17 protein-coding genes are annotated in these 19,752 nt (G+C 46.2%); 14 read left to right on the top strand and 3 right to left on the bottom strand.

The features are described 5' to 3' along the window. Window positions 1-516: 516 nt before the first annotated feature. From NEPTK9_RS04495 to NEPTK9_RS04455, 9 genes are all read left to right on the top strand, one after another. The gene (locus NEPTK9_RS04495; RefSeq protein WP_194847637.1) at window positions 517-1,164 is read left to right on the top strand and encodes a hypothetical protein; all 648 of its coding nucleotides are present in this window, start codon (window positions 517-519) and stop codon (window positions 1,162-1,164) included. A gap of 242 nt (window positions 1,165-1,406) precedes the next feature. Next, the gene (locus NEPTK9_RS04490; RefSeq protein WP_194847636.1) at window positions 1,407-1,961 is read left to right on the top strand and encodes a hypothetical protein; all 555 of its coding nucleotides are present in this window, start codon (window positions 1,407-1,409) and stop codon (window positions 1,959-1,961) included. Then, the gene (locus NEPTK9_RS04485) at window positions 1,942-4,518 is read left to right on the top strand and encodes a hypothetical protein (protein ID WP_194847635.1); all 2,577 of its coding nucleotides are present in this window, start codon (window positions 1,942-1,944) and stop codon (window positions 4,516-4,518) included. The genes NEPTK9_RS04490 and NEPTK9_RS04485 overlap by 20 nt, the downstream gene beginning before the upstream one ends. After that, entirely contained in the window at window positions 4,490-4,942 is a 453-nt protein-coding gene (locus NEPTK9_RS04480) for a hypothetical protein (RefSeq protein WP_194847634.1), read from the top strand. The genes NEPTK9_RS04485 and NEPTK9_RS04480 overlap by 29 nt, the downstream gene beginning before the upstream one ends. Window positions 4,943-4,984: 42 nt before the next feature. After that, window positions 4,985-6,226 carry a hydroxymethylbilane synthase gene (hemC, locus tag NEPTK9_RS04475; RefSeq protein WP_194847633.1) on the top strand — a complete coding sequence of 414 codons (1,242 nt, stop codon included), beginning with the start codon at window positions 4,985-4,987 and terminating at the stop codon, window positions 6,224-6,226. Window positions 6,227-6,305: 79 nt separating this feature from the next. Then, the gene (accD, locus tag NEPTK9_RS04470; protein ID WP_194847632.1) at window positions 6,306-7,268 is read left to right on the top strand and encodes an acetyl-CoA carboxylase, carboxyltransferase subunit beta; all 963 of its coding nucleotides are present in this window, start codon (window positions 6,306-6,308) and stop codon (window positions 7,266-7,268) included. Beyond that, on the top strand, window positions 7,265-7,708 hold the full coding sequence (gene dut, locus NEPTK9_RS04465) for a dUTP diphosphatase (RefSeq protein ID WP_194847631.1): 444 nt from the start codon (window positions 7,265-7,267) through the stop codon (window positions 7,706-7,708). Before accD ends, dut begins: the two co-directional genes overlap by 4 nt. 22 nt (window positions 7,709-7,730) lie before the next feature. Next, window positions 7,731-8,183 (top strand): PTS sugar transporter subunit IIA, encoded by a 453-nt coding sequence (locus tag NEPTK9_RS04460; RefSeq protein WP_194847630.1) that lies wholly within the window; start codon window positions 7,731-7,733, stop codon window positions 8,181-8,183. Window positions 8,184-8,325: 142 nt separating this feature from the next. Next, entirely contained in the window at window positions 8,326-9,054 is a 729-nt protein-coding gene (locus tag NEPTK9_RS04455) for a PTS sugar transporter subunit IIA (RefSeq protein WP_194847629.1), read from the top strand. Window positions 9,055-9,510: 456 nt separating this feature from the next. Here the strand turns inward: NEPTK9_RS04455 and NEPTK9_RS04450 are convergent, their stop codons facing one another. Further along, on the bottom strand, window positions 9,511-12,033 hold the full coding sequence (locus NEPTK9_RS04450) for an ATP-dependent Clp protease ATP-binding subunit (RefSeq protein ID WP_194847628.1): 2,523 nt from the start codon (window positions 12,031-12,033) through the stop codon (window positions 9,511-9,513). A gap of 292 nt (window positions 12,034-12,325) precedes the next feature. Here NEPTK9_RS04450 and NEPTK9_RS04445 point away from each other — a divergent pair, with 292 nt between their 5' ends. Beyond that, a complete protein-coding gene (locus NEPTK9_RS04445; protein WP_194847627.1) occupies window positions 12,326-13,036 on the top strand; it encodes a lipoyl protein ligase domain-containing protein in 711 nt (236 codons plus the stop codon). Then, window positions 13,033-14,523, top strand: a complete 1,491-nt coding sequence (gene proS / locus NEPTK9_RS04440; RefSeq protein ID WP_194847626.1) for a proline--tRNA ligase — start codon at window positions 13,033-13,035, stop codon at window positions 14,521-14,523. The genes NEPTK9_RS04445 and proS overlap by 4 nt, the downstream gene beginning before the upstream one ends. A 40-nt stretch (window positions 14,524-14,563) precedes the next feature. On the opposite strand, the gene NEPTK9_RS04435 is transcribed toward proS, so the two are convergent. Both NEPTK9_RS04435 and NEPTK9_RS04430 read right to left on the bottom strand, forming a co-directional pair. After that, entirely contained in the window at window positions 14,564-15,052 is a 489-nt protein-coding gene (locus NEPTK9_RS04435; RefSeq protein WP_194847625.1) for a hypothetical protein, read from the bottom strand. A gap of 179 nt (window positions 15,053-15,231) precedes the next feature. Next, window positions 15,232-16,188, bottom strand: a complete 957-nt coding sequence (locus NEPTK9_RS04430; protein ID WP_194847624.1) for an MFS transporter — start codon at window positions 16,186-16,188, stop codon at window positions 15,232-15,234. A 91-nt stretch (window positions 16,189-16,279) separates the two neighbouring features. On the opposite strand from NEPTK9_RS04430, the gene NEPTK9_RS04425 reads away from it, so the two are divergent. The 3 genes from NEPTK9_RS04425 to gcvH all read left to right on the top strand — a co-directional run bounded on the left by NEPTK9_RS04425 (window position 16,280) and on the right by gcvH (window position 19,750). Beyond that, window positions 16,280-18,640, top strand: a complete 2,361-nt coding sequence (locus tag NEPTK9_RS04425) for a hypothetical protein (RefSeq protein ID WP_194847623.1) — start codon at window positions 16,280-16,282, stop codon at window positions 18,638-18,640. Continuing rightward, window positions 18,618-19,208 carry a DOMON domain-containing protein gene (locus NEPTK9_RS04420; RefSeq protein WP_194847622.1) on the top strand — a complete coding sequence of 197 codons (591 nt, stop codon included), beginning with the start codon at window positions 18,618-18,620 and terminating at the stop codon, window positions 19,206-19,208. The genes NEPTK9_RS04425 and NEPTK9_RS04420 overlap by 23 nt, the downstream gene beginning before the upstream one ends. 179 nt (window positions 19,209-19,387) lie before the next feature. Continuing rightward, entirely contained in the window at window positions 19,388-19,750 is a 363-nt protein-coding gene (gene gcvH, locus NEPTK9_RS04415) for a glycine cleavage system protein GcvH (RefSeq protein ID WP_194847621.1), read from the top strand. Window positions 19,751-19,752: the final 2 nt, after the last annotated feature.

The following is a 19,752-nucleotide window of genomic DNA, read 5'->3' as shown; positions in this document are numbered from 1 at the left end:
CAAGGTTTTCTAGGAAAGAACCTTTCCAGCGAACTGACATGGCTTCGGAGCCGAAGGCGAAGAAAAGCCATGCGGTGAGCTGTCCGCGGCTTCAAAATGGCTCTGCAAAATCGCCCCGCACGAGGGGTGGAACAGTGCTTTGCACGGCCCCCCGAGGAGGGTCGATTTGGCTTGCCAGATTGAAGCTCAAGGGGGCAGCAGGGGGCTTGCCCCCGACGCATCTTTCATAAGACCAAAAATTGTTACCCTATTTTGAACCATGCCGAAAATAGTTTTTAATAGGCCTTGACTACTCTCTTAAGATTATTTTCTAAAATCTCTCTTAAGGAGCTGGGCAAGAATAACTCATTCATTTCTGCAACCATAACATCTTCACCTGCTTTAAAGAGCTTGGGTATAAAATTTCACATAAAGAAATGTTTTCATTTAATAGTTTGTTTTTGAGAAAAAACTTGCAAAAAAAATAGTTGTCGTAGTAGATTTTTTTTTCAGATTAACCGCTGAAAGGAGGAATTTATGTCTTCGCTAACTGGTATTTTAGAAATACACAGAAATATTGTAGTTTCTCAGTGCGGGTATCCCGCTGAAAAAGGAATGATTTCCTTGGCACTATCAAAAGCTTGGGAATATGTTCCAAAAAGTAAGGGGGCATGGATTTTAGGAGGGGTTGGGATGATTTGTGCCATGCAAGCTGCTAACTTTATTTCTGGGTTACGTATGGAACAAAAGGTGGATTCCTTAAGTGATGGTGTGAATACTATGACAGGCTCTTATGCTCTCCTTACAGGCAAAATAAGTAAGCTTAAGAAAGATGTAAACAGTCATGTTGAAGCGCTCATTAAGAAGACCGATCAAATGCACTTGGATATTCAAAAAGCAGAGAAGGTATCGAGTCTTTTTAAGGGCTTTAAGAAGCAATTAGAGATTATGTTTAAAGAAGAAGAGAATAAGAGGGACCATCTCTTCAAACTTTTAGAGGAAGTGAAGAAAGAAAATACATCTCATCAACAGGAGTTGGCAAAAAAAATAGAGAAAGTCAGGGAAGACTACCAAGAGACTATTTCAGGAATCACAAAGATTTCAAAGATGCTAGAGAACATGCAGAATGGAGATATAAAAATCGATGATCTTTCTGATAAATTAGAGTGGATCAATAATCTATGATAAGCGTAGGGCCACAAATAGTGAGGGGGTTAACTTTCAACCCTGTTGATTATGCAAAAAGCTCTATCCGGTTTGCTTTGGGCTCTATTTTTAAGTTGCTGCCAAATCCTTTTCCAATGATTACCCTTGCCACTCTTTTTATGGCTACTTATCGCTTAGCTCATAAGGTTTTACGCCTTAAAAAGAAGGTTAAAATATTCGACATTTTGGTGATCGTTGGGCTAGGAGTGGGGTTTGATGCAATGAAAAGGTATAGAACTCAGGAACTTTTTAAAGAAAATATTGAAAATTTAGCAAAACAGTTGGATCAAGCGAAGCAGCAGCTTGCCCAGTGGGAAAAATGGTATCAGACGGTAAAAGGAGACCTAAGGGTAATCGAAAAATCCTCTTCTTCTCTTGGAAAGGTAGGTACAAAATTATCAAAAGCGATGGCAAACCTCACTTTGTCTATCGAGGAGGGAGGCAAGCTTTTTAAGCAAAAGAGAAGGGTGAACAAGAAGGTTTGTTTAGACTTACATCACCTTATCGAGAAGAAGAAAAAAAACAATCAAGAGCTAAAAATCTTAATAGAGGAGTTAAATAGCAGCGGTTCCAAAGAGGTTCAGAAACTTATCCCTCAATTAGAAGGTTTTTTAAGTTCATGGAAAGCAAAAAGGGATCGTTTGCAGAGGCTTGTCGACGGTCTGACAAAGAAATGCCTTTCAGATGTGGGCTGCCCACACTGCAAGAAAAAGTTTGTTCCCTTGAAGGCTTATGTACAACAAAAAAGGATCAACAATGTCGCAAAAAGTCAGTGAGGCTCACCTACTATTTAGGCTTGAGCATAAATATAATAAAAATTTACCGATGAGTGATCTTTCCAAGGTGACAGACTATACGACTGTGAAAGTGCACCATCTTGTTCCCAACATCCCCTATAACTGGACTTCATCAGCTCAGTCATCCTCTTTGAGGGAAATAATGTCGGTTCCTTTGCAAGGAGAAGATATCGTTTTAGACTTTATGGTAGCACATTTAATTGACCGTACGTTAAAAAATATTCGGAGGATTGTTCGAGAGGATTTAGCCTCTTATCTTTCTCTAGCTCCTTGGAACGAACTTAAAACAGCCCATAGGAAAAGGAAAGCCTATGAGTTTTTGAGAAATCGCTTTGAAGTTTTTCAAATGGTTACTCTAGATAACTTTGGTCAGATTGAAAATGAAATTCATTCTATTCGGTTGGATCTTCTTGATAAAGTTCCCCTAAGCTCTCTTTTAAAAGAGGGGAAAGCGGTCAAACAAGGTCCTTGGGATCCTTTGGGTCTTGCTGAAATCATTCAAAAGCACCTCCTTTTAATGATCCGGCTTAACCACTTTCAGTTTGATCGACTGAAGCAACAACTCAGCTTCCCCAAAGCAATAAAGGAGAAAATAGGGATTTCGCCTGATCAAAAATCTGTGATGCTCATTCAACCCCAATCCCCTCCACAGCTTGGGGCTCAGCAGCCTTTTGGTTCGAGTAGAACTCAGGCAAGAGAATCGGAGCAAGAGTTTCAAAGCGTTGTAAAGGAAAGTAAACGCCTTGGGGTTAAATTCGATCCACAAAACCTTAAGAAAGAGTTGATTGAAGTGGGAAAAGACTCCCTGTCCCAGGCCAAAAAGTCTGTTGTTAAGGGAGGAATGAAAATATTGAATAAAGAGCTTAATAAGGTTTTGAAAGATCCTGGCAGTTTTGATCTTTCTTCTTCTGCTAAAGAGCTCAAAAAAGGAGGGGTTAAACTGCTTAAGACTACTCTTTCCAAAGAAAAAAAACGGGTAACGGGGGAGGTCATTGGGAGCATTGCTCAGAGTCTAGGATTGGTAGCAGGTTTAAAAGCTGGGAGTATTTCTAGCATTGCCCTGCAAATCGACCTTTCCGGTCGCAGGTTTAAACGACTTCAGAAATCGATCAAAAAGCTCGAGAAAGTTGTGAGGCAGAGCCATGCAATTTTGATGGGGCAGTTGGTAAAAATGGAAAAGGGGATTTTGGCTCTTTCAGAGAACCAACAGATTATCGATAAAAAACTGACTGAAGCGATGCGGTTTATGGAGCTCCATAGAAGAGAGCTATTATCTAGCTTAGCGGAGGTTTCCTACGATTCGGTTCTTAGCCGGCTGGCTCACAATGCAGCTTCAGATGAACCAGGGATGTTTTGTCGTGGTGTTCGAAGACGGATGGAAAGGGATCCGCTTTTTAGCCCTTATTTTAACCGTTTTATGTCATACACCGCTTTTTCTAAGTTTTACTCTATAGAAAAAGATGAGTTGAGGAAAGGGCTGGATCATTTACCAAATCGATTTCTCCAACCCGGGAAAAATGATGTTGCTTTTGTTATCAATGGCAAAATGGATGAAGAGGGGAAACTCTTTTTTGACCATTACAGAGATCTATGGAGCTATTCCAGTGGGACTTTTAAGGAATGGGACCGGAAAAAGATGTTTGAATTTCTTATGCACCCACTAGCAGAAGTCGATCGGTTGGATAAAGCGCGAGAACATTTTTTAAAGGAAGGTTCCAAAGATGGAAAGTTGCCCCTCCCAGATTGGATTGAAGACATCCTATATTTTGCGCCAATTGATACGCAATTTACCCTCCCCTACGACATAGAAAAGCTTTTAGATTATGGGAAATCGGCCCATGCTTTTCACTACTTCTATGAATTTATGAAAGATCGTGCTGGGGGACCTCTTATTCCGTTACAAGAGCTCGAAAGTCATCAACCCTCTTCTCAAGGGCTCCGTCTTCTTCAGAATGCATTTTTTCGCGTTTGTGTGGGAATCGCCCAGGCAAACCTACTAATGGGCGCTCACTCTATTCCACAGCTTTATCAAGATCTCAAGAAAAAAAATCGGCAGGGAACCCTCTCCCTTATCGGTTCCAACGCCTTCCTGGCTCAAAATATGATGATCTATGGATTTCGGAAGGCGATAAAAGAAAAAAAGAGGGAGCTTACAGATTATTATTTTGCCTACTCTAATCATCAAACAGCTGCTCCCCTTAAACAGCTCCTTGGAGATCAGTGGGACTTTGTTTGGAGTCAAGAGGCACAGTCTTGGGGGGTCCGGTTTGTGAAGAATAAGTATCCAATTTCTATTCCCAAACCTCTGAGTATCATGAAAGGCCTTTTGATTCCCCATCCCTACCTCTTAGATCTATTCAACCTTCGTCGCCTCCTTTTAAGGGAAATCGCTGGCTATCACCCCATCGATTTTAAGCCGAAGGACAAGGGTGTTGAGCAGTCCTACTATCTGGGAATTTTATTAACATCCATCTATTTTAGAAACCATATTCAATCAGGAGAAAATTATGGCAGTGTCCACCGTTCAAGACTTTAAAAAACCTGTTTACATGGGTACCCGTAAGGCGCTAGATGAACACTATAAGAAGGTTCGCGCAGCTCCTCGAGATCCCGTTCACTGCGTGCTTATTACTTCGAATCAAGTTTTTCATAATGGTGAGGCCATCTTAGAAAACCGGGAAAAGATGGCTCAATTAGAGCAAGCAGTCAGACAAGCGCTTGCTAAGATCAAAAATGACTTTGCTGAAATCCTACTGGAAGAAGTAAAGGCGGAGGCAAGGGGTTTTGTCATTAAAGATCCACAGTTTCAGAAGGTTTTGATGCAAGTTGTGCTGACTGTTTTGAAGAAACAGCAACAAAAAAGTGACAAAGAGGTTGCAGATCTGAAGAAAAAGATTTCAGAATTGCAGGAGCATGTTAAAAAACTTGCTGAGCACCCCAAGCTTCAAAGTAATATGTAAAAGCCTTGTTTTTTTGTACAACTATAGGTAGCTTTCCAACTAATGGTCATAAAAATTGGAGCGCGTGGGTCGCTATTATCGCGACGGCAGGTTAAAGAGGTGATGGGGGAGATCCCCCATTTCTGCGAATGGGTCGAGACGGTAGGCGATCGGGACCTGGAATCCTCTTTGGGGCCGATGGAGAAGACCGATTTCTTCACCCGGGAGATCGATCAGCGAGTGTTGGATGGGAGATGCGATGTGGGGATCCACTCGGCAAAGGATCTTCCCGATCCATTGCCAGAGGGACTCGAGATGGTGGCGTTGACGGAAGGGGTCGATCCGAGCGATAGCTTGGTGATGCGGGAAGGGGACCGTTTAGAAACGCTCCCGGTAGGCGCTGTGATTGGCTCATCGTCGGAGCGGCGGGATCGGGTGGTGAAGGGACTCCGCCCTGATTTGAAGTGTATCGAAGTACGGGGACCGGTCGATAAGCGGTTAGAGATGCTCGATCGGGGTGAAATCGATGGTCTTGTTGTTGCTGAAGCAGCTCTGATCCGCTTGGGAATTGAGCGCAACCGGATTTCCCTTCCAGGAAAGACAGCGCCCCTGCAGGGAAAGCTGGCGATTCTTGCCCGGAACGGGGACAAAGAGATGGAAGCCTTTTTTAAAAAATTCGACAGCCGAAAAAAGGATCGGGTTTTGCATGTGGGGCTTAGTGCTCCTAAGAAGGGAACCCACCTTCCTTTAATAGAGATTGTTCCTCGGGATTTTGAGAGCTTTGAGATTAAGAAGGCGTTTGCTGATATGGAGGAATACACCCACCTCATCTTTACAAGCCAGAAAGGGGTTGAGGTTTTCTTTCAGTGTATGGGTCACTATGGGCTGAAATTGGGTCAAAAAAAGATTTTTGCTGTGGGAAGGAAAACAGCAGTGGCTCTTAGGGAAAAAGGGCTAAGAGATCTGGAGGTTGCTGTAGAGGAAACTCAGGAGGGGATCATCCATCTATTGGCTTTGGAGGACCTGGGAAGAGCCTATGTCCTTCTTCCTCAGTCAGCTTTGGCAAGGCCCGCTTTGGCGGCAACGCTGAGGATCCGACGGATCCGCCACCAGGTTTGCCCTCTTTATGATACAAGGACTCGGTGGCCCGAAGTGAAGCCCGATTTAAAAAATTTTGATGAGGTTTTTTTCACCAGCCCCTCAACGGTAAGAGCTTTTCAAGAAGTTTTTGGGAAAGTCCCTAAAGGGATGAAGGTGAGTGCGATTGGCCCCATAACAGAGCAAAGTTTAAAGTTGCATTTATGATTTTTGCACAATAGAGGTTGTGTTCTTTCGGAGGGTCTGCTACCATTTTTGTGTATAACGGCAATGACAAAAGGTTGTTATGAAGTTTTTAGGACTTTTTACACGGCATAAGCCGAAAATTAAGGTGGAGTCCACCAAAAAGGATGGACTGAGCGGTTGGGTCAAATGCACAAGTTGTGAGGAGATGATCCATGCAAATGAGCTCCAGGAAAATCACAACTGCTGCCCCAAATGTGAACACCACTACCGTCTATCTGCTATGCAGCGGGTTGAACTTCTCGCTGATGGCAACTCCTTTAAAGAACTTTTTGATGAGGTTAAGCCGACCGATCCCCTGAATTTCGTCGATTCAGAAGCTTATTCTGATCGCTTGACCAAAGCGCAAAAAAAGATGGGGAGAAGCGATGCGATCTTAACGGGAACCTGCACGATGGATGGCTTCGATACCGCGCTAGGTGTTTTGGACTTTGGCTTTATGGGCGGCTCGATGGGCTCTGTTGTCGGTGAAAGGATCACGCTCTTGATCGAACATGCACTAAAGAAAAAGATCCCTCTTGTCCTGGTCTCTTCATCGGGAGGGGCGCGGATGCAGGAGTCGATTTACTCTCTTATGCAGATGGCGAAAACTTCTGCCGCTCTTGCAAAACTCCATAATGCTGGCATCCCCTTTATCTCTGTTCTTGTTAACCCAACTACGGGAGGGGTGACCGCCTCTTTTGCGTCGCTTGGAGATATCAATATTGCAGAGCCGAATGCTTTGATTGGCTTTGCAGGACCGCGCGTTGTTGAGCAAACAATCCGTCAAAAACTTCCCGATACAGCGCAAAAATCAGAGTTCCTTTTAGAAAAGGGGATGATCGATTGTATCGTGAAGAGAAGTGAGCTCAAAGGGAAAATCGTTTTCTTTATCGAGTTTCTCACAGGAAATGAAAAGGCCCCCCTTAGCCCTGAAAAGAAAATTGAGCGAGAAAAGCTCGATGATATGATCACTCTTTCAACGAAAGAGCGGGAAAAAAACGCCATCAAAGTTAGTCAACCATGAAAGAAGAAATTGTCCCCACAAAACTAGAAGAGGGGGCAGAGCTCCCAACCTACGGATCTGAGGAAGCAGCAGGTGCCGATATTCGCGCTTTTATTACCGAAGAGATGGTGATCGAGCCGGGCGAGCGGAAGCTCATTCCAACAGGACTCCGTTTTGAAATCCCTAAAGGATATGAAATCCAAGTGCGCCCCCGCAGTGGCCTTGCCCTTAAGCAGGGGATCACGGTCCTCAACACCCCAGGAACGATCGACTCTGACTACCGCGGTGAAGTGGGCATTATCTTGATGAATCATGGGAAGGAGCCTTTTGTGGTGACTCCCAAAATGCGCATTGCGCAACTTGTCTTTGCCCCTGTCTACAGGGCCTGTTATAAAGAAGAATCAATGCTTCAGACGACGAAGCGGGGAGAGGGTGGTTTTGGCCATACTGGAACACTTTAAGATCTTTAAGAAAGGAGAGGGTGTGACTCTTTCAGAATTTATCCAACGGGCGGCGATTTCCTTTTTGGAAGTCGAAGATCGTGATGAAGCGCTTAAGCGGCTTGTTGACTCCCTTGCTGACGCAGGGCACCTTCCTGAAAAAGAAGAATTCCTCGATGCGATTCTTAAAAGAGAAAAGATCGTTTCGACTGGAATTGGAATGGGGGTAGCTATTCCTCATGCAAAACTTCCTGACTTTGACCGCTTTTTCTTAGTGGTCGGCCTCCAAAAAGGAAAAGAAGGAATCGAGTGGGATGCTCTCGATGGAGCGCCTGTCCGCCTGATCTTCATGATCGGAGGGCCCGCTAGTGAACAAACCGAGTATCTCAAGGTCCTTTCTCGACTCACGGCAGCCATCAAGGATGAGGAGCGGCGGAAAAATCTCCTCACTGCCAAAACCAAAGAAGATGTGGTTGCTCTTTTTGAAGGCTGTTAGCTTCATCTCTTGTCATCTTTAGTCATTTTTAATCTTGTTTAGGCTCAAAGTCTTAAATTTCTTTTTGAGAAAAGAACGGTTGAGAATGTTGCAAGAAAGTCAAAATTAATATAGTTTTGGCCATATAACGTGAGGTTGGTAGATGGACCTGAAGATCAAAGATGTTGCAGAATTACTAAACGTATCGGAAACAACCATTCGCCGTTGGCTTGCGGAAGGAAAGATTCCAGCTTACCGCCTTCACCATCAGTACCGGTTTAGCAAACAGGAGATCCAAGATTGGATGCTGAGTTGCCGCCTCCAAAATGAGACGGGGAATTTTCTCCCTTCGGAAGAGGAGCAAATCTTTCCCGCCAAAGAAGTGGAGGAAGAAAGCCAGGACTCTAAAAAGGGGATGCAACAGTTTAGCCTTTTTCGAGCCATCCACCAAGGCGCTGTCTTAACCGATATTCAAGCCACTGAAAAAGAAGCTTTGGTCCGTGAAACGATGTCTCGCGTGTCAGAAAAATTAGAAATCGATCCCTTGGTGATCTCCGACCTTCTCCTTGACCGGGAGCGGCTGATGCCAACTGGGCTGAGCAATGGAATTGCTGTTCCTCATACCCGCGATTTTATCCTAGAGGGACCGAAAGATATCGTGGTGGTTGTCTTCCCTAAAGAGCCGGTCGACTGGGGTGCTTTAGATGAAAAGCCGATCCATACCCTCTTTTTCCTTTTTGCCTGTAGTGACAAACGTCACCTCCATCTTTTAGCCAAATTGGCCCATCTAAGCAGTCAAGATGAGGCCCTCGAACTTTTCCACTCTAAGCCCGATAAGAAAGAGCTTCTTGAATATATTAGAGATTGGGAATCGCGAGTTGGCGCTAAGTGAGACTAAACTTTTAGAATCTGAACAAAAAAAAATCCTTATTCAGACAATGACGGGGATCAGCGCTTATCTTAGTGATTGTCCCTTGGGCACCTATCACTTTATTCTCTACTTTAAGTCAGAATCGCCGATTGATAATACCTCAAAGCGGATCTGCGCCTTTTTTCGTCATAATGTCAAAGGATATAATTACCATACCTATGAACCTCAGTTTCGAGTTTATTTCACTCAGCCTCAGGGGATTTTAGCTTTCTTTTCTCCTTTTTGATCTCGGAAAGGGCCATTTAGACCCTTACTTTCGATCAAAAAGAAGAAAATTTAAGCAAAACTCCCTCTGGAGCTAAGCAAACTAAACCCGAAACTGAGGTTATGAGCTTCCTGGAAGAAGACATTTTATCTTCACAGATGGTCGTACGGTTCTTTGTGATGTCATAAAAGCAAAACGGCTGCAATCCGCGCTTAACTATCCGCTTTACTTGTCACCTTTTCGCTCTTCTGCTTCTTCTTTTTAGGAAGAGGCTCATCTTTAAAGGAGAGCTTGTCTTCCACGAAGTCGACCCGAATTTTGCGCGGCTCATCTCCTTCAAGGAGGAGCTTTTCAGCAAGGGGATCCTCGAGACGTTGCTCGATCGTTCGACGGAGCGTTCGGGCTCCCATCTCGGGCTGGAATCCTTTCTCGACAAGATGCGTTTTAGCGCTTGGCTCAAGCTCAAGGAGGATATTCTTCCTTTCAAGACGTGTTTTGAGCTTCTTGAGTTCAATTTCAATAATGTGTTCAAGGTCAGGCTTATCAAGCGCTTTAAAGATGACGGTGTCATCGAGACGGTTGATAAACTCAGGCTTAAAGTGCTTTTTCGTCGCTTTATCCATTTTGTCTCTCATCTCATCATAAGAGGGGAGACCATCTTTGTCGCCAAAGCCCATCGTTGTCCGACGGATCAGGTCGGAGCCAAGGTTTGAGGTCATTAAGATAATGGTGTTGCGGAAGTTGACTTTCCGTCCCATCGAGTCGGTGAGTTTTCCCTCTTCTAAGATTTGAAGGAGGAGGTTCATCACATCGGGGTGAGCCTTCTCGATCTCATCAAAGAGGACGACAGAGTAAGGACGTCTGCGAACCTGCTCGGTCAGCTGTCCGCCTTCCTCGTGTCCCACATATCCAGGAGGAGAACCGGTCATCCGGCTCACTGCAAACTTCTCCATGTACTCCGACATATCGACTTGGATCAGGGCATCCTCTCCCCCAAACATATGGATCGCCAGCTGCTTGGCAAGGAGGGTTTTTCCCACTCCCGTTGGCCCTAAGAATAAGAAGGCACCAATGGGTCGGCTTGGATCTTTAATGTCAGCTTTACTGCGGCGGAGCGAGCGGCAAACGGTATCGATCGCCTTATCTTGCCCAACAATATGATCTTTCAAGATCTCTTTCATCTTCAGCACCTTCGATGCTTCTCCTTCGGTAAGGCGAGACATCGGGATGCCGGTATGCTTTGCGACAACGGCGGCAACATCATCTTCATCGACCATCACCTGGTGCTCTTCTTTACTCTTCTCCCACTCGGCAAGGACTTGGGCCAATTTTTCGCGGAGGTTTTTCTCTTTATCGCGAAGGTTGGCCGCCTTTTCATACTCTTGGTTCCCGATCGACTCCTCTTTTGCTTTGCGGAGCTCTTCGATCTCTTGTTCCATCTGATGGATGTCTTGCGGTTGATGGAGCATCGAAATGCGCGCCTTAGCTCCCGCTTCGTCGATCAGATCGATCGCTTTATCGGGGAGGAAACGGCCGGTGATGTAACGGTCAGAAAGATAAACAGCGCTAAGGATCGCCTCATCGGTATAAATACATTTGTGGTGCTCTTGGTATTTTGTTTTGAGCCCCCCAATAATTTCAGTTGCCTCTTCCACACTGGGAGGAGCCACATTAATCTTTTGGAAACGGCGTTCCAGGGCGGCATCTTTTTCGATATGTTTTCGGTACTCATCAAGGGTCGTTGCCCCGATACACTGGATCTCTCCTCGAGAAAGAGCGGGCTTTAAAATGTTGGAAGCATCGATCGCCCCTTCGGCAGCACCCGCACCCACGATGGTGTGAAGTTCATCGATAAAGAGGAGGATGTTTCCATGCTTCTTCACCTCATCCATCACCGCTTTGATCCGCTCTTCGAACTGACCACGGTACTTGGTTCCTGCAATCATTAAGGTGAGGTCGAGCGAGATGAGCTTTTTCTTAGCGAGGTGTTCAGGGACCTCTCCTTTAACAATCGCTTGGGCAAGTCCTTCAACAATCGCCGTTTTACCGACACCCGCTTCTCCAATAAGGACCGGGTTGTTTTTGCGGCGGCGGCAGAGAATTAAGATGAGTCTTTCCACTTCATGCTTCCGGCCGATGACGGGGTCGAGCTTTCCTTCACGGCAGAGCTCAGTCAGGTCATGTCCATAAGCGCGCAATGCAGGGAGCTTTTCTGCTCCCCCTGGTGTTCCAGGCGCCTTTTCTTGCCGCGGTGTGGAAGGATTTCCCCCCATTCCCATCGGAGGGAGTTGGAGGTTAAAGGTTTCAAGTTCTTTAAGAACCTCTTTCCGCACCTCTTTAAGATTGATGTTTAAGTTTTCGAGGATCTGCGTTGCCACTCCATCGGTCTGTCTTAAAAGAGCTAAAAGGAGATGTTCGGTTCCCACGTAGTTATGGTTTAAGGCTGCAGCTTCTTCATTGGCATATTCAAAAACCTTCTTCACCTTGCCTGTCAGTGCCGGATCGCCATAGACCTGGATCTCAGGACCAAACCCAACAAGACGCTCGACCTCGGCAAGAACGGTGTCATAATCGACACTCAAGTTCCGGAGGACGTTGACCGCAATTCCTTGCCCCAGCTTAAGAAGGCCGAGGAGAATATGCTCAGTCCCCAAATAGTTGTGGTTCAGACGTTGCGCCTCTTTTTTAGCGAGTTTTATGACCTGCTTGGCACGATTTGTAAATTTATCAAACATGATGAAGCTCGTGGTTTTTTAAATTATGGGGTAGCGAAAAAGCTCCCCCTTTTTCTGAACCGAGGTAGAAATCTATTAGCATTTATCTGAACCTCTCTTTTTCCCGATAAACCGATCTTGCTCCTCCCCTATAGCGCCTATGGCTATGGGGTCGTCGCAAGAATCGATTTCTCAAAAAAAATCGAAATCCAGCTAAACCCTCCTAGATCCCTATCTCGGTTCTAATCCTCATTCTGCCTATCCCACTCTTTTTTTGTAAATTTTTATCTCCCATTTTGGTATAAGTATAGGAATGTCACCGTGGAAAGTTTTAGATACAGGGAGGAGGTCTGCCAAGGAAAACATGGCGATCGACAGCGAGCTCCTTCAAAAGATGAAGCCGAGCGATCCCCCCATTCTCCACTTATATGAGTGGGAAGGGGATGCGGCAACCCATGGCTATTTCCTTGACCCTGGCAAATATCTCGACCTGGCCGCTGCTGAGAAGTGGGGCCTCTCCTTGGCCCGCAGGCCCACCGGAGGGGGGGTGATCTTCCACGTCAGCGACTTAGCCTTTTCAGTCTTGGTCCCTGCAGATTTTCCACACTTTTCTACAAACACTCTAGACAACTATGATTTTATCAATCATCGGGTTAAATGTGGAGTAAAGACTTTATTTGAGCCCGAATTATCCCTCCTTTCCGAGGAGCCCTCACCCCTTGATGAGCACTGCCGCAACTTCTGCATGGCCAAGCCGACCCAGTATGATGTGATGCTTGGGGGGCGGAAAATCGCTGGAGCGGCCCAAAGGAAGCAAAAACAGGGCTATCTCCACCAGGGGAGCATTGCGATCGCCCTCCCTAAAGAAGATTTTTTAAACACGATTCTCCTTCCCGATACCCAAGTGAAGGAGGCGATGCTTCAGACAACCTTCTCCCTTCTAGGGAGGGAGTGGGCCCCCAATGATTTAGAAGAGGTGCGAACCCTCTTAAAACAGCAACTTGAAAAGGAACTCACACAATGAAAAAAACAGCGGTGACCCCAACTCGAAGCGAAGACTATCCCGAGTGGTACCAACAGGTCATTAAAGTGGCCGAACTTGCAGAGCACTCTCCCGTTAGAGGGTGTATGGTCATTAAGCCGTGGGGATATGCCCTTTGGGAGAATATCCAACGGATTCTCGATCGGAGATTTAAAGAGACGGGGCACCAAAACGCCTATTTTCCCCTCTTTATCCCATTGAGTTACCTTGAAAAAGAGGCCAAACATGTCGAAGGATTTGCCAAAGAGTGTGCGGTTGTCACCCATCACCGCCTCGTTGCCGGCGAAGAGGGAAAACTTGTCCCTGACGGTGAACTCGAAGAGCCTCTGGTTGTGCGCCCCACTTCAGAGATGATGATTGGAGAGATGTTTTCCAAGTGGATCGAGTCCCACCGCGACTTGCCTCTTTTGATGAATCAGTGGGCCAATGTGGTTCGTTGGGAAATGCGAACCCGCCTTTTCTTGCGCACAACCGAGTTCCTTTGGCAAGAGGGACATACCGCTCATGCTACCGAAGAAGAGGCTCGTGCAGAAGCCCGCCAAATGCTCGAGATCTATGTCGATTTTGCCGAAAATAAGCTCGCCATTCCTGTTATTCAAGGAGAGAAAACCGAAAGTGAACGTTTCCCTGGGGCGGTTGCCACCTATACCTTTGAAGCGATGATGCAAGATGGGAAGGCCCTTCAAGCAGGGACCTCCCACTTCCTCGGTCAAAACTTTTCCAAAGCGCAAGACATTACCTTCCAAGACCGAGAGGGGAACCAAGCCCACGCCTGGACCACCTCTTGGGGAGTGACCACTCGCCTCATCGGTGGGATGATCATGGTGCATGGCGATGATGATGGCCTCGTCCTTCCTCCACGGATAGCCTCAGCCCAAGCGGTGATCCTCCCCCTTGTTCATAAGCCTGAGGCCAAGGAAAAGATCCTAGCCTACTGCCGCGCCCTAAAGGAAAAGCTCCAAAAGGTCCACTATGCCGAAGATCCCCTTACCGTCCATCTCGACGAGCGAGATCTCCGGAGCGGCGAAAAGGTGTGGTCATGGATCAAGAAAGGGGTCCCCATCCGGGTCGAAATCGGCCTCCGCGAGCTGGAACAAGGAGAGCTGACCATCGCCAAGCGGAATAAGGGGCATAAAGACTTCGAGAAGCAGACCGAAGAGACCCTGCTGGCTACCATCGCCGACCAGCTTGATGCCATCCAGGATGACCTCTACGCAAAGGCTAAAGCCTTCCGCGATAGCCATATCCAGGAAGTTGACACCGAAGAGGCCTTCTATGCCTTCTTTAAAAAGGAGGCCGGTTTTGTGAGCGCTCATTGGGCAGGAGATCATGCCGTTGAGGAGAAGCTCCAGAAAGAGCTGAGTGTCACTGTGCGGTGTATCCCTCTTGATGGGGCAAAAGAAGCAGGCACTTGTCCCTTTACTGGGAAGTCCAGTCCTCAGCGTGTCATCTTCGCAAAATCTTACTAAATAAAAGAGCCCGCTCCAAAAGGAGCAGGCTCTTTGATGCTTATTTGTAGTATGTATTTACATACGTATCGAGGTTCATTGCTCTAGCATGTGCATTTGGATCTGTTGCCTGTTGATGCATGACTTTAAGACTCGTTGTTAATCTATCAGTTATAGTATAACCACGTGCTTTAATAACTTCTAATGCTTGCTTAACGGTTTTAATTTCAGGATTTCTTCGTCTTTGACTGCGTTGTTTTGCAGCAGCTCGGCTTTTTCCTTGAGCGACAGCATTTGTAGCTTCGGTCGTTGAGTTATCGAAACCGGCAAGCTTCATAGCCCCCTTATCATACATTTCAGCCCTTTTTGGATATTTTGTTCTTAACTCTTTGAATAGTATTGGATTGCTGTTGACCATCTCCGCTACTTTGTCTAAAACCGCTTCCATTGTGGCTTTAGTCTCAAGTTTCTTAGCTAGTTTATTTAGATCGCCATGTTGACTGTAACGTCCAACTGCACCAAAGGTTTGTTTTAGTGTTAAAGCTGCCATATTTTCTTCCCTTTTTTTTGTTTTTATTAACTCGTTATAACTACTATTATAGCATAATTTGCAGTTAATTTAAATAGATGCACAAGATGCTTAATATTAATTGTTTATTATAGGTTATTTGTTGTAAATAACTTGTAAAAAGAAACTTGCTTTTTTGAAGAAATTTTTAATAAATATTGTTAGCGACTGAAAACAAGAGACTTAGTCTTTCCAAAACTCTTCGATTTCCTCGAGAGACTTGGCTTTAGTCTCGGGAACCCGCTTCCAGACGAAAAAGAGGCCCAGGAGGCCGATAAAGTCGTAGGGCCAGAAAGTCCCTGATTTAAGGTCATGAGGACATTGACGATTCCTACACAGAGGGTGGCCATGAGGGCCGCTTTGTTGGAGGCAAACCCTGCAAACTGGAAGATGGTGGGGGCGTAGTAGATAATCGTATTGATTCTGGTGATCTGCTGGAGGACGGTGACCCCCACTCCAGCGAGGAGGGCGGGGCGGATGTTTTTTGAAAGGAGCTCTCTCCAATGGGGCTTTTTCTCAGCAGCCATCGCTTCGATGTGGGCAATCTCTTTGGTTGCATCGGCTCTGGTTCCACGGAAGCGGGTGAGGATATTAAGGGCCTTTTTCTTTTTACCGATGTTGGTGAGATAACGGGGGCTTTCAGGGAAAAAGACCATGACGAGAAATTGGATAGCAGCAGGGATCCCAGCAATGGCAAACATGAGGCGCCACGACTGCGATTCGACAAAGAGGAGCCCGATAAGGTAGGAGGAGAGGATTCCAATCGTGATGAAAAGTTGGTTGATCGTGACAAGGGCACCACGAATATAGCGGGGAGCAAGCTCGGCGATATAGAGGGGGGCGGTTGCAGACGAAATTCCGATCGCAAAGCCCACAAGGAAACGCCAAAAGATGAGCTCGTTGACCGAGCCTGAAAGGGAAAGACCAATCGCGCTAATGACAAAAAGAACGCTTGAGGAGAGGACCACTTTTTTTCGGCCCAGGCGATCACTAATCGGTCCTCCTAAAATGGCGCCAGAAATCACACCCGTATCATATCCGAAGAGGAGTCCACCGATCGCTGCAACAGCGCTAATAATCCCAAGGAGCCACCGCTGCTTTGTACTTTCTCTAGCCATGCTTTGATATGTAGCGGAAAAGTTTTTTTTTGAAAGGAGCTATTGCATGAAAGTAAGCGGTTTGATATGATAGTCGGAGAGGATTTTTAAGATGTTAGATTTTTTACGCCGCTACCAACGTTACTTTTTTATCGTCATTGCAATTGTCATTGTGATTTCATTTTCCTTTTTTGGAACACAAGCAACACTCAATGCTCCCCAGAAAATTAAAGACCGGCCAATTGGACAAGCGGTCGATGGCTCAAAGATAATGGAGCGAAAAGTGGGGCAAATGAGTCGCTTTTTATCGACCGACCGAAGCGATTTCTCCCTTGTAGAAAGGGGAGCGATGCCCAACTATTTTAACGATGGGGTCATTCGGAAGGATCTTTTGGGAACAGGAGTAGGCATTCTCCTGGTCAACGCCTATTTCAATGACCTAAAAAAGGAGCTTGAAGAGCGGATGATCCGCCATAAAGAGTTCCGCCCCTACTGCCACCCAACCGCCCCCTTTATCAGCGCTCAAAATTTGTGGGCCCAAGTTTTGCCTGCTCAGAAAACCAACTTGGAGCGATTTTTAAATGAAGTAGAAGAGATGAACCCCGATACTTTTGCTCTTCTTGTCGATCTTTACTTGGGAGAGTCGGCCTTTCCTCCGAGCACGCTCCGCGAATATCTCATGTTTCAACAAAAGCACTACGACTGGATTGAAGAAGATCCCAGCTTAGCGCGCGCCAACCTCAACCTCTTTCAGTGTCGCCACGTGCAAGATTGGTTTGGATCCCGCTTTGTTGAACTATCGGCACAGTTCATTATCAATGCTGCCCTCATTGCAAAAGAGCGGGGCTACAAGGTGAGCTATGAAGAGGCTCGCGTCGACCTCATCCGTCATGGCTATGAATCTCTCCAAGCAGTGATGCGGAAGATGGAGATTTCTGAAGAGGAAATAGCGAATCTTTGGAAACAACAACTCCATGTTTTAGGAATGAGTGAAAAAGAAGCGGTCGAAGCGTGGCAACAGGTGATGCTCTTCCGCCGCCTTTTCAAAGATGTGGGAGGGGCTGTTTTTGTCGATCCCCACGTTTACCAAACCTTTTATAGCTTTGCCTCAAAAACAGCTGATGCCGACCTTTACCACTTGCCAAAAGAGCTTGAAATCAAAGATTTTTGTGCGCTAATGAAGCTCGAGTTTTATCTCGACCAGGTAGCGAAAAATCGGGAAGCAGGGGTCATGCTCCCACAAAACTTTGATGAAATTGCTGTCATAAAGAAGCGGTGCCCCGAGCTTGTTGAAAAACGGTTTTTAGTCGAAATAGCTGAGGTCTCCATTGGTGAAATTGCCTTAAGCGTGAGCTTGAAAGAGACGTGGGAGTGGCAGCTTGAAAAGGAAAACTATGAGCTTTTAGAAAAAGAGTTTCCAAAACTTGCTGTGAAAAATGGAACGGATGAAGAGAGCTACTTTGCAGCTCTTGAATCCCTTGAGCCCGAGCTAAGAAATCAGATCGATACCTTTTCACGAAAAGCGCTTGTAAGAACCCATCCCAAGTGGATTGAAAATGCCCTTGACCAAAAGCATATGACCCTTCGAAAGCTCAGCTTTTCCAAAGAAGAAGAACTTTCCCACCTGCTCAGTGTTGCCGCATTAAAAGGAGAGCTCGAGGTTAACCCCGAAGCTTTGGAAGCGCGCCGAAAATTAGAACTCTATACCGCCGATGGAGAGGTTTACTGCCGGTTCCATGTTTTGGATCGCGATTTAAACGAAACGGTCTTAAGCTTTGCCGAAGCTGAAGAGCGGGGCATCTTAGACTCCCTTCTTGAAGCGCATTTAGAAGAGGCCTATCCCACTGAGCGGAAAAAAAATCCCCCCCTCTTTAAAACCGAAGGGGGAGAGTGGAAACCCTTCCCTGAAGTGCGCACTGATGTAGGACGTTATGTTTATGCCGACCTTCTCAAAAACATTGAAGCAGCAGTGGTAAAACTCCGTGTTCAACTTCCTGGCGATCGGTATGAAGACCTTGATGGCTTTTACCCCCACTACCGCCTCTTTTCCCATATGTATACTGCTGAAAGAGAGATCCGCCGTCTGGGTGATGAGAGTCTTTTCTTAAAAGGGAAAGCCTTGCCAAGTGAGGAAGGAAGACTCCCAAACAAGGAGCCACTCGACACGCAGTGGGCCCTTATCAAGGAAAATAAGGTTTTTAAAAACCATGAGAAGAGCCCTTGGTTTGACTCAGAGATCTTTGCAATGGTTGAGCAGAGTTGGTCAGGAGTCAAAGCAAGTGAAAGGGGAGACCTTTTCTTCTTTCAGCTCAAGGAAAAAGCGGTTCCCAGTGGAAACTTTGAAACAGAAATGGAGCAGGGACAAGCGATTTTATCAAAAGAGGCAGAGTGCTCCCTCATGGCAGAGGTTGTCGACCGCTTAAAGCAAACTGAGGCCATACACCTAAGCTATGACCGCGCTCAAAGATCTTAAGCCCCTAAGCCCTGCCCCCTTCTTTGAAGTGCGGGGCAAGGTCACCAAGTTTGATACGCAAAGAGCCCGTCCCCTTCCCAATATGTCAGGACTTACGGGAGAGGGACACCTTGTCGATGTGACGGTGTCGTGGAGCCCTGTCTTCCTTCACTTTCATATCGCTGCAAAGCTTCCCCTTGAAGACGGAGATGCGATCGATCTTTTCATCGACACCCGCGATCTTAAAAACTCTAATGTGATCACCCGCTTTTGCCACCACTTTATCATCACGCCCGAAGAAGAAGAGGGGATAGAGGGGACCCGGTTTCGTGGTGAGGATAAGCATGAGCTGGCCGATCCTAGTTTGATTAAAGTTGAAACCCATGTAAAGCGGCGCTCCTATACCTTTGAGGTGGCTCTTCCCAAAGAGGTTTTGCATGGCTATGACCCCCGCGAGTTTAAACGGCTCGGTTTTGCCTACCGTTTCCAAAAGAAAAATGGGGAAAAGCAACACTTTAATCTCTCTTCAGACTTTTTTAACCTTGAAAAACACCCCGCCCTTTGGGCATCATTAGATCTGGGAGTGTGACCTATGGATACCTGCCTGAATTTTTCTTTTTCCCCAGATCCAGAGATGCAAAATGCCCCCTACTTTCATCCAAGTATGTGGTCATTTTGCCTCCTTGAATCTGAAAAAAAATCGAAAATTCCTTCAGGCACCCCTCGGTCCCACTCACAGATCGGAGTTAATGAAGTAAGGAACAAATAATGAAATATTCAGACTCTCATGAATGGGTAAAAGTCAATGGCACGACAGGGCAGGTGGGCATTTCGACCCATGCGCAAAAAGAGCTTGGGGAGATTGTCTATGTTGAACTTCCGAAGGTGGGGCAAGAGGTGAAAGCAGGCGATGAAGTGGCTGTTCTCGAGTCAACCAAGGCGGCAGCGGACATCTACACCCCTGTTACAGGCATCATTACTCAAGTTAACCAAGCGGCAGCAGATACCCCCTCTCTCCTTAACACTTCGCCAGAAAGAGAAGGTTACCTATTTGAGATTGCCCTTTCTGCTCCCGAAGAGTTGGAAGCGCTTATGCCGATCGAAGCCTACACTGCGATGGTAGGCTCCTAGGT

The organism is Candidatus Neptunochlamydia vexilliferae, assembly GCF_015356785.1.
Classification (GTDB): Bacteria; Chlamydiota; Chlamydiia; order Chlamydiales; family Simkaniaceae; genus Neptunichlamydia; species Neptunichlamydia vexilliferae.
The sequence above is the reverse complement of the archived record's forward strand: the minus strand, read 5'-3'. Positions and strand labels throughout refer to the sequence as shown.